The sequence below is a fragment of the Microcoleus sp. B13-B6 genome (assembly GCF_036705405.1).
GTDB lineage: Bacteria > Cyanobacteriota > Cyanobacteriia > Cyanobacteriales > Microcoleaceae > Microcoleus.
Map to the genome: position 1 here is coordinate 1 of NZ_JAUBUJ010000017.1, position 13673 is coordinate 13673.

General features: G+C 47.4%; 9 protein-coding genes. 3 read left to right on the forward strand and 6 right to left on the reverse strand.

The features are described from left to right. Positions 1-22 precede the first annotated feature (22 nt). Positions 23-538 (reverse strand): hypothetical protein, encoded by a 516-nt coding sequence (locus QUB35_RS09990; RefSeq protein ID WP_333141690.1) that lies wholly within the window; start codon positions 536-538, stop codon positions 23-25. Positions 539-787: 249 nt separating this feature from the next. Continuing rightward, positions 788-1033 (reverse strand): hypothetical protein, encoded by a 246-nt coding sequence (locus QUB35_RS09995; protein WP_333141692.1) that lies wholly within the window; start codon positions 1031-1033, stop codon positions 788-790. 88 nt (positions 1034-1121) lie between these two features. Between QUB35_RS09995 and QUB35_RS10000 the strand changes: the two genes are divergently transcribed. Beyond that, the gene (locus QUB35_RS10000; RefSeq protein WP_333141694.1) at positions 1122-1265 is read left to right on the forward strand and encodes a hypothetical protein; all 144 of its coding nucleotides are present in this window, start codon (positions 1122-1124) and stop codon (positions 1263-1265) included. A gap of 32 nt (positions 1266-1297) precedes the next feature. Here QUB35_RS10000 and QUB35_RS10005 read toward each other — a convergent pair whose 3' ends face one another. Next, positions 1298-1423 carry a hypothetical protein gene (locus QUB35_RS10005; RefSeq protein ID WP_333141696.1) on the reverse strand — a complete coding sequence of 42 codons (126 nt, stop codon included), beginning with the start codon at positions 1421-1423 and terminating at the stop codon, positions 1298-1300. A 146-nt stretch (positions 1424-1569) separates the two neighbouring features. Then, a complete protein-coding gene (locus QUB35_RS10010) occupies positions 1570-2799 on the reverse strand; it encodes a class I SAM-dependent methyltransferase (RefSeq protein ID WP_333141698.1) in 1230 nt (409 codons plus the stop codon). A gap of 655 nt (positions 2800-3454) precedes the next feature. Here QUB35_RS10010 and QUB35_RS10015 point away from each other — a divergent pair. Further along, entirely contained in the window at positions 3455-6232 is a 2778-nt protein-coding gene (locus tag QUB35_RS10015; protein WP_333141700.1) for a phycobilisome rod-core linker polypeptide, read from the forward strand. Positions 6233-6609: 377 nt separating this feature from the next. On the opposite strand, the gene QUB35_RS10020 is transcribed toward QUB35_RS10015, so the two are convergent. Both QUB35_RS10020 and QUB35_RS10025 read right to left on the reverse strand, forming a co-directional pair. Further along, positions 6610-8541 (reverse strand): S8 family serine peptidase, encoded by a 1932-nt coding sequence (locus QUB35_RS10020; protein WP_333141702.1) that lies wholly within the window; start codon positions 8539-8541, stop codon positions 6610-6612. Between the two features lie 87 nt (positions 8542-8628). Then, positions 8629-9342 (reverse strand): hypothetical protein, encoded by a 714-nt coding sequence (locus tag QUB35_RS10025; RefSeq protein WP_333141704.1) that lies wholly within the window; start codon positions 9340-9342, stop codon positions 8629-8631. Between the two features lie 583 nt (positions 9343-9925). Here QUB35_RS10025 and QUB35_RS10030 point away from each other — a divergent pair. After that, positions 9926-13633, forward strand: coding sequence for a WD40 domain-containing protein (locus QUB35_RS10030; protein WP_333141706.1), 3708 nt, complete (start codon positions 9926-9928; stop codon positions 13631-13633). Positions 13634-13673 lie beyond the last annotated feature (40 nt).

The following is a 13673-nucleotide window of genomic DNA, read 5'->3' on the forward strand; positions in this document are numbered from 1 at the left end:
GGAGCGGAATGAAGCGAAAGTTTCACGTTCCGTTCTGAAGGAGAGGTAGGGGTAGAAATGCCCCTATCGACTCTAACCGATACATAGCCAGTGCTACTTCTATTGTCGTTTCAGCCATAGATGAAAAAGGTGTGGTTCCATGTTCTAAAAAATATTGGTTATCGTTTTTTAAATATTTTTCTAACTTTTTTAAAATCATTAATCTCATGGTTTTTATATTACTTACCCATAATAGATGTCGATGCTCGCTAAGTTCTATTGCACCTAATAAATATGCTGCTTTTTCCCAGTAGTTTTGCCAAAAATCTACAATTCCTAATAATGTGTAATTGTCAATATGATCGTGAAAAGTAACCAGAGCAGACCACAGTAACGCTAAATATGGTAAATTTTCACGAGCTTGTTGAAACTCAACATCTTCAATTTCTGAAATTTGGTGAAGAGTCCTATAAAAAATGTTTGAGGATGTTGAGATTTGTTGTGTAGTAGACGTTTTTCCTAAACCACGCGCTTTTTTTCTTCGTTTTGCTTCTCCCATAATGCCTCTCAAATATTCAAAAAAGTTAACATAACACATAAAGTGTTCATGTAACACAACATCAGTTTTCCAATGGTTACAAGGCTTAGGCGGGGAAATGTGCCTTTCCCCGCCTAGCTTTTTTAAAGGGGTTTCAGCCTCTAAATTAAGATATGCTCTTATCCTGATTTAGTAAAGTAACGTGCCTGATATTTGTTGGTCTTCTTAATTAACTGGTTCCCAGGCTCAAGCCTGGGAACGAGCAAACACCTATGCTTTGCGCTTCCGACGGCGAATCAGCACACTCATCACCTGCTTCGGATTGGCTGCACGTTGTAGCTGACTCCAATCGCCGACTTGTGCAAATCCCAGGCGGTACAAGGTGAGTATGGTTTCCCTGACACCCTTGGGCGAACCTGTAACCGTTACACACACCACATCCTGTTCCGATTCTGCTGCTGAGTCGTCATTTGGCCGTGCAAATTTGTTGTCGTCAGGCAAGAATTCCTGTGACATAATATGTTCTCCTGGTTTTGGGTTTTCTAGAAAAACCCAAAAACCCAGCCGCCCCGCATTTCAACACATAGCAGGGCGGCTACAGAGGATGTTAAGATACTCCGTTAGCCTCCAGACTGCCTTGTACAGTTTGGCGGTTAGCTGTCCATTGCTGTTACCAGCAGCTTTGGGCAGTGCAACTAGATTTTTGGGCGACGCGGGCTACTTCCTCTACAAGCAAAGCAACCTCTAACTTCAAAGCGTAGCCGCAGACGGGGGCCTGTGTCAATCCATTTCGGATTTTACCGAAAGCGAGTAAACGAGTAAGAGTGAACTGAGATGTTGCACCATTCTCAAGAACGGGCAAGATGCCCGTTCCACAAAAGATAAATTTTCTTGTGGAACAGGCATCTTGCCTGTTCATAAAAGGCTAATTGAGAATGGTGCCAGATTTAAGATTAAATGAACCGCGAGGCACGAAGGACGCGAAGAAAGAGATACAGTTCTTCCTTCGCGCACTTCGCGTCTTCGCGGTTCGTTCACATAATCAAAAAGCCCTATAATTTCGGTGTTAGCAAAATTAGCTGTTTTGATAAGATCGATCGCACTTCATCCAATCCCATCTCCACATCCGCCAAAATCTCCCCAACAGTCTTCCCACCACCTTGTAGGGGCGGTGCCCCCGTGCCCGCCCTGTCTGGGGGGGGTACACAACCTTGCAAAAACTCAAATTCCGCACTTGACAAATTGAGCAATTGGTAGTTGCAATCAAACACTTGTTGACTAGGCCAACCGTGCATACAACCACTCAACTCAGGAATTGCCGCCAAAAGTGCCTTATCGTCCGACCAATCAATTTTATTAACAGGCTTTTTGCCCAAGAAAAACTCGTAATGAGTGATTTCCGTATCCAACAACTCAATTAATCGATAAAGCTCCCGTTCCGTCAAACCCTGAGCTCTTTCTATCAATTCCGGCGCTTTCCCCAAAAGTCTTTCTAACTGCCAATATCCCGGATTTGAGAAACCAATAAATTCCAATCCCGAAGCGTCAATTAACTCGAACAAAGTCTCGATATTGTAATCAATTTCCTGCGGGTGAACGTACATATCAGCAAAACATTCGTCCCGCTGATTTTCTCCTGCCCAACGCTGTTTCTCGTACTTGACAAGACGGTTGTTTTCTGGTAAAGAAGCAAAGATTTGACGACCGACTTTCACACCATCGGGATAGTCACCTTTTTGGGGGCCTTGGAGAAGTCCGATCGCCCTTTGCATCAGTTGAATTTCCCAGCGTCCGAGCTCAGCATACACAAAAATGTGCATCAAACCACCCTCGGCCAACTTCGCCGCCAGCGCTTGAATGCCCCGGATCGGATCGGGTAAGTGGTGCAGCACGCCGACGCAGTTGATCAAATCAAACTCGCCCTCTAACTCGGCGGCATCGTACAAGCTGAGGTGGCGAAAATCAGCTTCCCGCGCTCCCGATCGGCGACAGCGTTCTTGTGCTACCTTCAAAGCACCCGCACTCAGGTCGATCGCCGTTACCGAAGCTTCAGGATTGAGGTGAATCAGATAATCAGTGCTCGAACCAGTGCCGCAGCCAGCATCTAAAATCCGAATATCGAGTTTGGGCGGCTTTTGGCCAGTGCAAAAATTGTAAGCATCAGGCCAACTCCAGCGCCAGTTGTACCCAGGGGGCGGTTCATCGGACAAAGGATCGGGCGGGAAAGGGAAAGTATCGTACAGCCGCCGCACGGCAGCACTGATATCGGGTGTAGTATCCATAGGTGACATTTGTTGCGCTTGGGGATTCGGGATTGGACTGACAACTGACCGCTGACCACTGACCGACAGCAATTTGATCCGCGCCCCCCGGATTTATCGGTGGGGTCGATTCTTCAATCTAAAATCTAAAATCTAAAATCTAAAATCGGTTGACAGCTTCTGCGTAATAAAACTTATCATTTTTTCTCATATAAGCTCTCTTAAATCTATACAATAAATCTCGACAGGCTTTTTAACAAACAAGGACTGTCAATAGCCCACCGCTGAACTGTCGAGTAAAGCGGAGGCGTCTTTCCAGAGAGCAAGAGGCCGCGAAACAGGCAGAAGAAAATTTTTGATTTTCTTTTCCTTTAATTCAAGGCACTGGCTGCGATCGCCCAAAGGCAACTCTCCTGCCGAGTCTTTTTTTCCACGGGTATGCCGGCGGAGTGCAGCGGAGGGAGTACCCCGTGCCTGCCTTCGGATCGGACATTTCCCCGCAGGCAGAAAGATGAAACCAAAACATTTTAATCTAAGAAAGTAAGCGCGCCCGAACCTCGTGACAGGTAAAGGCAAAAAGTAAACAAAGCAAAAATACCTACTTTGACCTGCATGAGAAGGCAAGGTTAGTCTGGTTAAATGCTGCAACGATTTAGATAGGGAGCTAAGGAGTCTAATGACTGTAAAAGCAAGTGGTGGAAGCTCGGTTGCGCGTCCGCAACTATATCAAACTGTACCGGTCGCAACAATTTCGCAAGCAGAACAGCAAGACCGCTTTCTACAGCGGGGCGAACTCAGCGAACTGGCAAGTTATTTCAGTTCAGGGGCTCTTCGGATCGATATCTCTGCGACGCTGACCAAAAACTCGGAACTGATAGTATCCCGCGCAGCCAACCGGATTTTTACCGGCGGTTCCCCGCTGGCATTTTTGGAAAGACCACAAGAACCTGCGATGGCTGTAGCAGGTGCGGCTCGCGCCGGATCGGGGAATGTCTCTGAAGGCATGAAACTGGGAACTGTTACCTACGTTGAAGGTCGCGCAGGTGGCGGCAACGGCGGTGGCGGTGGCGGTGGTTTCTTGGGGCTAGGAAATCTATTTTCTGGCAACGGTGGCGGCTACAGCGGCCCAATCCCAGCAGGATTTCAGCCGATCAATGTCTCGCGCTACGGCCCGGGCAACATGACCAAATCTCTGCGGGATTTGAGCTGGTTTTTGCGCTACATCACCTACGCGATCGTAGCTGGCGACCCGAACATTATTTCGGTGAACGTGCGCGGATTGCGAGAAATCATCGAAAATGCTTGCTCTTCGGCAGCCACAATTGTGGCAATGCAGGAAATGAAGGCTGCATCTTTGGGATATTTCAAAAACAATGCAGAGGCCGCTGCGATCGTCGGACAGTATTTCGACGTAGCAATTACCGAATTCAAAGCTCCCACACCTTCAGACAAGGTGCGGCAGCGCGAAAGCAACGACCAGCAAGGGCTGCAACTGCCTCAAATCTACTTCAACGCAGCCGAGCGCCGATCGAAATTCGTCATGAAAACCGGTCTGTCTTCGGCTGAAAAGCTAGAAGTAATCAAAGCAGCTTACCGCCAAGTATTCGAGCGCGATATTACCCGCGCATACAGCCAAAGCATTTCTGACTTGGAATCCAAGGTCAAAAATGGCGAAATCTCGATGAAAGAGTTTATTCGCCGGTTGGGTAAATCTCCTCTGTACCGTCAGCAATTCTACGAGCCGTTTGTCAACAGCCGCGCTGTAGAACTTGCCGCCCGCCACTTCCTCGGCCGCGGTTTGAGCTCGCGGGAGGAATTTAGCAAGTATTTTGCGATCGTCAGCAAAGGCGGCCTGCCAGCCCTCGTAGACGCGATGGTTTATTCCCAGGAATATTCCGACTATTTCGGCGAAGAAACAGTGCCTTACCTGCGCGGTTTGGGCCAAGAAGCTCAGGAGTGTCGCAACTGGGGCCCGCAAATTGATTTGTTCAATTTCAGCGCTCCGTTCCGCAAGGTTCCTCAGTTCATCACCTTGTTTGCCGGCTACACCCAGCCTCTGCCAGACCAGCACGTTTACGGTGTTGGCAATGACCCCTTAGAAATTCAGTTTGGCGCGATTTTCCCCAAAGAAACTCGCAACCCCAAGAGCCGTCCGGCTCCCTTCGGCAAAGACACTCGCCGCATCCTGATCCGTCAAGGTGCAGGTATTGACAATCAGTTGAGCAATCCGGCTGCTCGCGGTGCTGCTCCTGGTTCTCTGGGCCCCAAGGTCTTTAAATTAGACCAGTTACCGAGCAACTATGTTGCTTCCAAGAAAACTGCCCGCGGTGTCTCTAGCAGCTACAGCAATGCTTCCAGTGTCAAATTTACCGAAAGTTCCACCCAAGCTGTGATTCGGGCAGCTTACCTGCAAGTGTTCGGTCGCGATGTGTTCGACGGCCAGCGCCAAAAGGTAGCGGAAATTAAGCTGGAAAACGGCGAGATTCCGATGCGCGAGTTTATTCGGATGTTGGCGAAGTCTGACGTGTTCCGCAATATGTACTGGAGCAAGCTCTACGTTTGTAAGGCGATCGAGTACATTCACCGCCGACTCCTGGGACGCCCTACCTATGGCCGTCAGGAAATGAACGCTTACTTTGACATTTGCGCCAAGAAGGGTTTCTACGCGCTGGTCGATAGCATCATGGACAGCATGGAGTACAACGAAGCTTTCGGGGAAGATACAGTGCCCTACGAGCGCTATGTAACTCCCGGTGGTTTGTCGATGCGGACGATGCGATCGGGTTCCATCGCTGAGCAAAATGTCCAAGCTCAGACGCCCGAAACTCCTCGATTTATCGAACTCGGCACTGCGCTCGATCGCGGCGAATTCGAGTTACAAAATAGCCTCGCTCAAGGTGTCAGCAAGCGGCGCGAACAAACTAAGGTGTTCAAGCTGACGACTACTTCGGACAAAGTAGCTTTGAAAACTTTAATTCAAGCTGCTTACCGTCAAATTTTTGAGCGCGACATCAACCCGTATGTTGTGAAGAATGAATTCACGGCGCTGGAAAGCAAACTGGGCAACAATGAAATCAATCTCAAGGAGTTCATTGAAGCTTTGGGTTGCTCATCGCTGTACATCAAACAGTTCTACGCACCTTATCCCAATACTAAGGTGATTGAGTTGGGAACCAAGCACTTCTTGGGTCGCGCTCCCCGCAATCAAGCGGAGATTCGGACGTACAACCAAATCTTGGCAAGTAAAGGGATTAAGGGCTTTATCAACGCGATGTTGAACAGCGTTGAATATGCGGAGGCGTTTGGCGAGGATACTGTTCCTTACCGTCGCTTTCCGACTCTGCCTGCGGCGAATTTCCCGAATACTGAAAGGCTGTACAATCAACTCACTAAGCAGAATGGTGAGTTGGTGGTTCCAAGCTTTGAACCAGTAGCTGCTACTGACAGAAGCTAACAACAAACTGCAAGAAAATTGAGTTGGTAGGTTGACAAAAATCCCTCGCTATGGTAATGCTGTAGCGGGGGATTTTTGCAACCGCAGATTTTAGGATCGCGAATTAAATAATTTACACTCTTGAAAGTGGGGAGTAGGGGTTGGGCTTATAGCCCGCCCTTTCTGGACGGGCGGGACGCCCATCCCACAAGAACCATCAAAATTCTAAGTTATTTAATTCTCATTCCTTAGCGGATAAACGCGGATAAACGCTGATGGGATGATATGAAATGCTAATTTCGGCAACTTGCGAAAATAGCCTCACACCTCAAACCTAACACCTACAACCGAACTCTATCACCTCATAGCTATTACCTAATGCCTACAACCGAACACTTTTAACTAATTAGCTCGATCGCCCGATCGGCTTGAATCAAACCATATCCACTGGCAAGGTCAAATCCAACATCAAAACCGGGCGTGTTTGGATCGTCCATATCCAAAGCCGTTTGCGCTAGGACTCTATTAATGTCCGCTGGGCTTAAGTAGGGATTTGCTTGCAGCATCAAAGCCGCAACTGCCGCCGCATGAGGAACCGCTGCAGATGTGCCCGCGAAATTGGGGAAACTGTCAGCATCTTCCAGAATATCGTTGCCAAAGAACGTCGTATTGGTATTGTTGGGAGCGACGAAACTCGGCTGCGGGCGCAACTCAGGTTTAGATAGACGATCGCCCTTTTCATCAAACAAAATAGGAGTGCCACCAGCCGAAGAAAACTTTTCCAATATTGCAGGATTTACACCGTATTCAGGAGTGAGAAAATAAGAGGCAGCCCCGACTGCTGCGACTCCTCTGGCATTCGCATTGCCATATACAGTTGAACTATTGGTGTTGTAATTGTTGATTTTGAAGGTAGCGGAACCGCCCGCTATATACTTCATTAAACCGGGAGCAGCACCCGATCGCTTGGCAATCATGAGATTGAATAAATTGGAGCCAAAGGAACCATCATTGGAGAATTTAAAAAACTCGATCGGATCTCCTCCCACATTTGACAATGTGCGGCTGCCTAATATTTTTTGTTTGGTGCTGTCGAGCAGGTAAATGTCAAGATCGTTAGTTGAATTAGCCATAGGTGAGTCCCATTGCAGTGAGAGGTCGAAGGAATCACCTGTCTTTAGCGTGATGTTTTGATAGATATCTACCCCAGGCCCCGGATCGAAGTCATGAAGTTCTCCGAAACCTGGCACAAATCCAGCCGAGTTGAAAGCACTTTGATAGCTATGGCGAGCAGAATTACCTGCTGAAGTAAAATAGGAAACTCCCTGTTTGACTACTTCTTCGATCGCTCGGGCAATGATGCCATCTTGGAACATCGGTTCAGATAGAACCCTGACATCATCTACAATGATTTGCGCTCCCCGTGCTGCCAGGGCATGAATTCCGTCAGCTATAACCCTTTCATTTGCTTTGGCGAATTCTAGAGCGCTGTTAAACTCACCGACTGCAGAGGCTGTGTGAAATAACAATTCAGCTCCTGGAGCAATATCGTGAATAATTTGCAGCAAAGCTCTGCCTTCATCCATCGGTGCGAGGGACTTATGGTCAAATTCTGATAACACCTTGACTGTTGCAGGCAAGTCGCCGCTTTCAATATCTTTGGCGGCTCCACCCAGTTTGTTGAAACTATCAGATAACACCCCGATTTTAACGCCGGTGCCGTCTACTCTAAACCGATCGCGCGCTACATCCGATCGCATGGCCCGATCGCCGAGGCTGGTTACAGATCCAGGAGGTTTTAAAGTGAGGAAGGCTGAATTGTCGATCGCGCTGGCACTGGTGTTTTTGATAATTGCCAGCAAATTCCCAGTCTTAGTGCTAATTAATGTACTGTCGCTGTTGTCGCCTGTGCCTTGATAAACGATTAATTCATCAAGGGTTAACCCCGCAGCTAAACCGAGCCGATCGCGATCGTTAAGATTAAAGTCAGTGAGAATATCAGTTCCTTCCTGGGCTTCCAACACGAAGATATCGCTCTCAGTCCCGCCGATTAATACATCTAGCCCCGCGTCGCCCGCGAGCAAATCGCTGCCAGCATTCCCCCAAATCGTATCGTTGCCGACATCGCCCAACAGGATGTCATTATCGCTAAGTCCATTGATGCGATCGCCACTTTGATTGTTTATTGCATCGCTGACATGGTTGAATCTTGCCATCAAATCGTTGAAATTGTTGGGCAGCGCGATCTGGCTTTTCATGTTACTGGCTAGCAGCAGATTGTGGCGATCGAGGAAAGTAGATAAGTTGATATTTACAGGATCGATGTTCATAGAAGTTATGCCAAATTCCAAAATCTTTTCACGCGAAACTAGACATCACTTAGGTGCTGTCGGTGCATTTGCTTTTTAGTCGTTTAATTACGGCTTCATATCCCTAAACAAATCTCTTGGGATGTTATGCGGCCAATCGAGGGGCGGCATTGGGAAGCCATTCTGCTGGGAAGCAGGCTGTTGTTGACACCGCTTTTTGTCGTCATTTAAGCCAAAGCCCATGTTCCAACTGAAATTTTCGTTGCGGGTGGTGCTTTGATTTCTGCGCTCGATTCTGGCGGTGAAAGTACCGGATTCAATGATGGTATTACCGCGTTTTATCTCATAGGAAAAGTCGTTATTGCCAGGTTGTACGGCTAAATAGCTACCCTTGTGTGTGATGTCAAAAGACACTTTAAATCCTTGCGACATTGGAGCTTTATCGTATCCGCGATCGGTATAAGGAGAAGGGTTGCGATCGATCCCGGGGGTGACATTTCTGATAGTAACGCGCAACCCTGGAGCGGGTGGCGTAGTTTGGGAAATGAAGGCTGCTCTCCCGAAGACTAGCTCTTCGTGGGTGCGGCTGTGAGTCTCCATATTAGGGTGGTAGAACTGACCGACACACTTGCCTGAGTCTACTTGGTAAGTTGTAGTGACAGATAAAGTAGTTACTGCACCGACATTGAATTCCTCAGATGCTTGAAATTGCAATCCGGTTTGCAGGGCGGGTGATGGGGTTTGGGCATTGGTAATATCAGACAGCACCGGTACGCTTAACAGTGAAATTCCCATGACTGTAGAAACAAATTTTGCTTTCATTGTTAGGATTGATTTTTGTAATTTCATCGGTTTAGCCTCACAAATATTTGCAATTATCGGCAAGTTTTAGCAAGCAGATAACCGAGCTCGTGTCCGATCGATTACCATAACAAAAACTGTTTGTAGTGCGGACTTTATGCAGCAGGATAGTGCGGGTTAAAGTCCAGAATACGAAGCATAGTTATTGCGGTCGCTCGCGCCTACACGATAGGATACGATAATTTTTGGGACTGGCTGATTTCTAATTCGATTTATTCTCAATCTAATGCAAGGTGTTGTTTGCATCATGTGTACCAGCATCTCGAATTCAGGCTTTCATGTCGATAGATAAACTTCGCGTTACAGATCGATTTTCCACAGAGCAAGTTCGTGCAGGGTATCTGCCACAGCCAAACTGTTGAACTTAAAGGAGTTTGAGCCAACTTCTGGCAGTCGGTTAGAGTCCAAAAAATTTAACCGCATTGCAATTCACAAAATCCGTTTCCTGTCAATAGCTGAAATTCGTAAATTATTTGGTAAGCTTCAAAGGAAATATTGTTCGATAGGTAATTTTTGTAACAATTAATACTTTTATCGATAAAGTATGGAGCTGGAACACGGACTTGAATGGGTCGATCGGCTGGTGAAAAATCGCACGGGCAATCCTCTGACTGCTATGGAAATTGCGCTGCTTAGAGGTGCGTGGTTGGGACAAACCTACGAAGCGATCGCACAGACAACTAACTACTCTGCCAGCTACCTCAGCCGTACCTTTGCACCCCAGTTATGGCAACGTTTATCAACTGCCTTTGGCGAATCTGTAACGAAGAAAAGCTTTCGTGCTTGTATAGAACGCCTTGCGGCCGGACAAATAATTGCACAACAACAGGGACAAGACACAGAAAAACAAAAAAATGCTCCTGTTCTTGCTGACCATCAAGCTAGCCTTGCCCAAACACCAGCCACTGCGATCGGCTGCCTCAATGTGGATCCTCTTTGTGATTGGGGAGAAGCGATCGATGTCTCCATTTTTCACGGACGCACTCAAGAATTAGGCAAGCTAACCCAGTGGATAGTGCGGGAGCGCTGTCGATTAGTCGCCCTGTTAGGGATGGGTGGCATTGGCAAAACCGCACTGTCAGTAAAACTGGCCCAGCAGATTCAAGAACACTTCGAGTTTGTTGTGTGGCGATCGCTGCGGAACGCGCCTCCCCTAGAAGACTTGCTCAAAGACCTAATTCTAATACTTTCCCAGCAACAAGACATTGAGCTGCCTCGATCGACTTACGAACAAACTTCTCGTTTATTGCAATACTTGCAAAAACATCGCTGTCTGCTGATTCTAGATAATGGCGAATCGATCTTGCAGAGCGGCGATCGAGCCGGGCACTATTTACCTCAGTATGAAGGCTACGGACAATTGTTGCAGCGTGTTGGCGAGAGCAGCCATCAAAGCTGTTTAGTCTTTACCAGTCGTGAAAAACCAGACGAAGTTGCGGTTCTAGCAGGAGAAATCTCTCTAGTGCGGGTACTGCAAACGATCGGTTTAAGCGCTGCAGAAAGCGATGGCATTTTCTCAAGTAAGTCTTTGAGCGGTTCAGATGCCGATCGCCAACAGCTTAATGAACTTTATGGGGGAAATCCTCTGGCTTTAAAGATTGTCGCCACCTCGATTAGCGAAGTATTTGACGGCAATATTTCTGCGTTTATACAGGAAAAAACTGCTGTTTTTAACGGAATTCGGTTGTTACTTGATGGGCAATTCAATCGTCTGTCGGATATAGAAAAACAGGTAATGTATTGGCTGGCTATTAATCGAGACTGGGTAACAACTCAGGAATTGCAAAATGATTTTTTCCCTGCGCTTTCTAAAGCCAAACTGCTAGAAGCATTAGAATACTTGCGGCGGCGATCGCTGATTGAATGCAGCACTCAAGGATTTACCCAGCAACCTGTTGTCATGGAATACATGACACAGAAGTCGATCGAAACTGTTTGTGATGAAATTTGTCAGCAGGCACCGCAATTATTATCAACCTACGCACTGTTAAAAGCGCAGGCAAAAGATTACATTCGAGAGGCGCAACTGCGAGCGCTCGTGCAACCTCTGATTGCTCAACTGTTGGGTCATTTTGGCACTCAACAGGCGATCGCGCAACAATTACAGCCAATGCTAGAACGCCTGAAACGAGAACCTCACCTCCGATCGGGATATGGAGCTGGTAACTTAATCAATCTACTATCTCAATTGCACGCCGATCTGAGTGGATATGATTTTTCTGGCTTAACGATTCGTCAAGCAGATTTGCGACAAGTGTCGCTTAAACAAGTTAATTTAGCTGATACCCATTTGATTAACTCAGTCTTTGCCGAATTACTGGGCAGCCTCAATGCAGTTGCCGTCAGCCCAGACAATACCTTAGTCGCAAAGCTCGGTAACGATGGCATGATTTGTGTTTGGCAGGTGGCAACAGGTCAACGAGTGCTTACCTTAGCAGCCCACACTTCTTTAGTCTTGAAAGGTTTGGATTTTAGCCCAGACGGACGATTGCTGGTGAGTGGTGGTTACGATCATCTCGTCAAGTTGTGGGATGTCACAACAGGAAGATGCCTGCAAAGCTGGTTCGTTGGTAATTCTGTGCTAGTAACGATATTTAGCCCAGACGGTAAGCTAGTTGCCTGCAGTAAAGATGGCAATACGATCGAACTGTGGGATGTCCAAACCGGGCAATGTCTCAGGGTGCTTTCAGGCAGTCAGGCTCAAGGTATTGGGTTGGCATTTCACCCTCACAGCAGGCTACTGGCGAGTGCTGGGGCCGAACTAACAGTCAGACTCTGGGATGTCTCGACTGGAGAATGTTTGCAGACATTTGTCCATACAGATATGGTGTGGTCAGTTGCTTTTAATTCTGACGGTACTCATCTGGCGACGGGTGGAGCAAATTCTTCAGTCAAAATCTGGGATCTAGAAACGGGGGACTGTCTCCATACTTTGGAAGGTCACAAAGGTCCTGTAAATGCGATCGGCTACACTGCTGATAGCAGCATTTTGGTAAGTGGCAGTAGCGATGGCACCGTTCGCCTCTGGGATGTCCGGACTAGAAGATGTCTTAAAGTTCTGTCGCAAGGCGATGGAGATGCTGTCTTCGCAATTGGCTGTTTCTCGAACAGTTCGATCGTTGTCAGTGGCAGCGTTAACGGAACCATCAGATTTTGGGATACAACAATCGGGCAATGTACCAGAACTTTGCAAGGAAAGATGATTGCTTTTAGAACCCTCGCCTGCAACAGCCAGGGAACTCTACTGGTTAGTGGCAGTGAAAATGGTCAAGTAAGAATTTGGGATATAGCAACTGGACGCTGCTTGAAAGTTATAGCAGAACATACTATACAGGTTTGGGGTACTGCGTTTCATCCCCAAAAAAACTGGTTTGCTACGTCCGATTTGGGTGGCAAGGTATGCCTGTGGGAGTTTGAGGTAATTGCTCAACCTTCTACTCTCAGTCAAGCTTCAGAAACTGCATTTGACTGTCGTCTTAAGACGGTTTACCAGCATACCCATTGGGTGCAAGCGATCGGCTTTCATCCTCAAAGCGATATTTTAGTGATGGGTCATGGCGATGCAATGATTCGGTTCTGGGATATTACTACTGAAACCACGATTAAAACCCTATTTGATGGGGGGCATTGGAATGTACTAGCAATCGCGTTTCATCCGCAAGCTCATCTCCTAGCAAGCGTGAGTAACGATCCGTTAGTCAGAGTGTGGAATGCAAACACTGGCGAGCGTTGTATGGCTTTGCAGGGTCATACCAGTCGCAACTGGACAGCGGCCTTTCATCCCCAGGGGCACTTGCTGGCAACAGGTGGTGATGACCATTTGTTGAAGTTGTGGGACATTAATACAGGTCAATGCTGCGTTACTTTGCAGGAACATACGAGTTCGATTTGTTCTATTGCTTTCAGCCCAGACGGTAGATTAATGGCAAGCAGCAGTACCGATCGCACAATTCGCCTGTGGGATACAACAACTTGGCAGTGCCTGCGAGTGCTGCAAGGACACACAGGAGCGGTCATTTCTATTGCGTTTCAACCGCATTGTGATGGCGTTTCTTCAGATCGTCCGCTGATTCTAGCCAGTGCTAGCTATGATGAAACCCTGCGATTGTGGAATGTTCAAACAGGAGAATGTCTCAAGATTCTCCGTCCCGATCGGTTATATGAAGGCATGAATATTACTGGAGTAACCGGATTAACGGAACCTCAAAAAGCAACATTAAAGGCGTTAGGAGCGATAGAAAACCAATTATGAAATTTCAGTAGGTAGGCGTAAATAAACCCGCTTATGTAAC

Coding starts and splice junctions, on each gene's coding strand:
- QUB35_RS09995 (WP_333141692.1), bottom strand. CDS start 1,033: ATGTCACAGGAATTCTTGCCTGACGACAACAAATTTGCACGGCCAAAT.
- QUB35_RS10030 (WP_333141706.1), top strand. CDS start 9,926: ATGGAGCTGGAACACGGACTTGAATGGGTCGATCGGCTGGTGAAAAAT.
- QUB35_RS10015 (WP_333141700.1), top strand. CDS start 3,455: ATGACTGTAAAAGCAAGTGGTGGAAGCTCGGTTGCGCGTCCGCAACTA.
- QUB35_RS10025 (WP_333141704.1), bottom strand. CDS start 9,342: ATGAAAGCAAAATTTGTTTCTACAGTCATGGGAATTTCACTGTTAAGC.
- QUB35_RS09990 (WP_333141690.1), bottom strand. CDS start 538: ATGGGAGAAGCAAAACGAAGAAAAAAAGCGCGTGGTTTAGGAAAAACG.
- QUB35_RS10005 (WP_333141696.1), bottom strand. CDS start 1,423: ATGCCTGTTCCACAAGAAAATTTATCTTTTGTGGAACGGGCATCTTGC.
- QUB35_RS10000 (WP_333141694.1), top strand. CDS start 1,122: ATGTTAAGATACTCCGTTAGCCTCCAGACTGCCTTGTACAGTTTGGCG.
- QUB35_RS10020 (WP_333141702.1), bottom strand. CDS start 8,541: ATGAACATCGATCCTGTAAATATCAACTTATCTACTTTCCTCGATCGC.
- QUB35_RS10010 (WP_333141698.1), bottom strand. CDS start 2,799: ATGGATACTACACCCGATATCAGTGCTGCCGTGCGGCGGCTGTACGAT.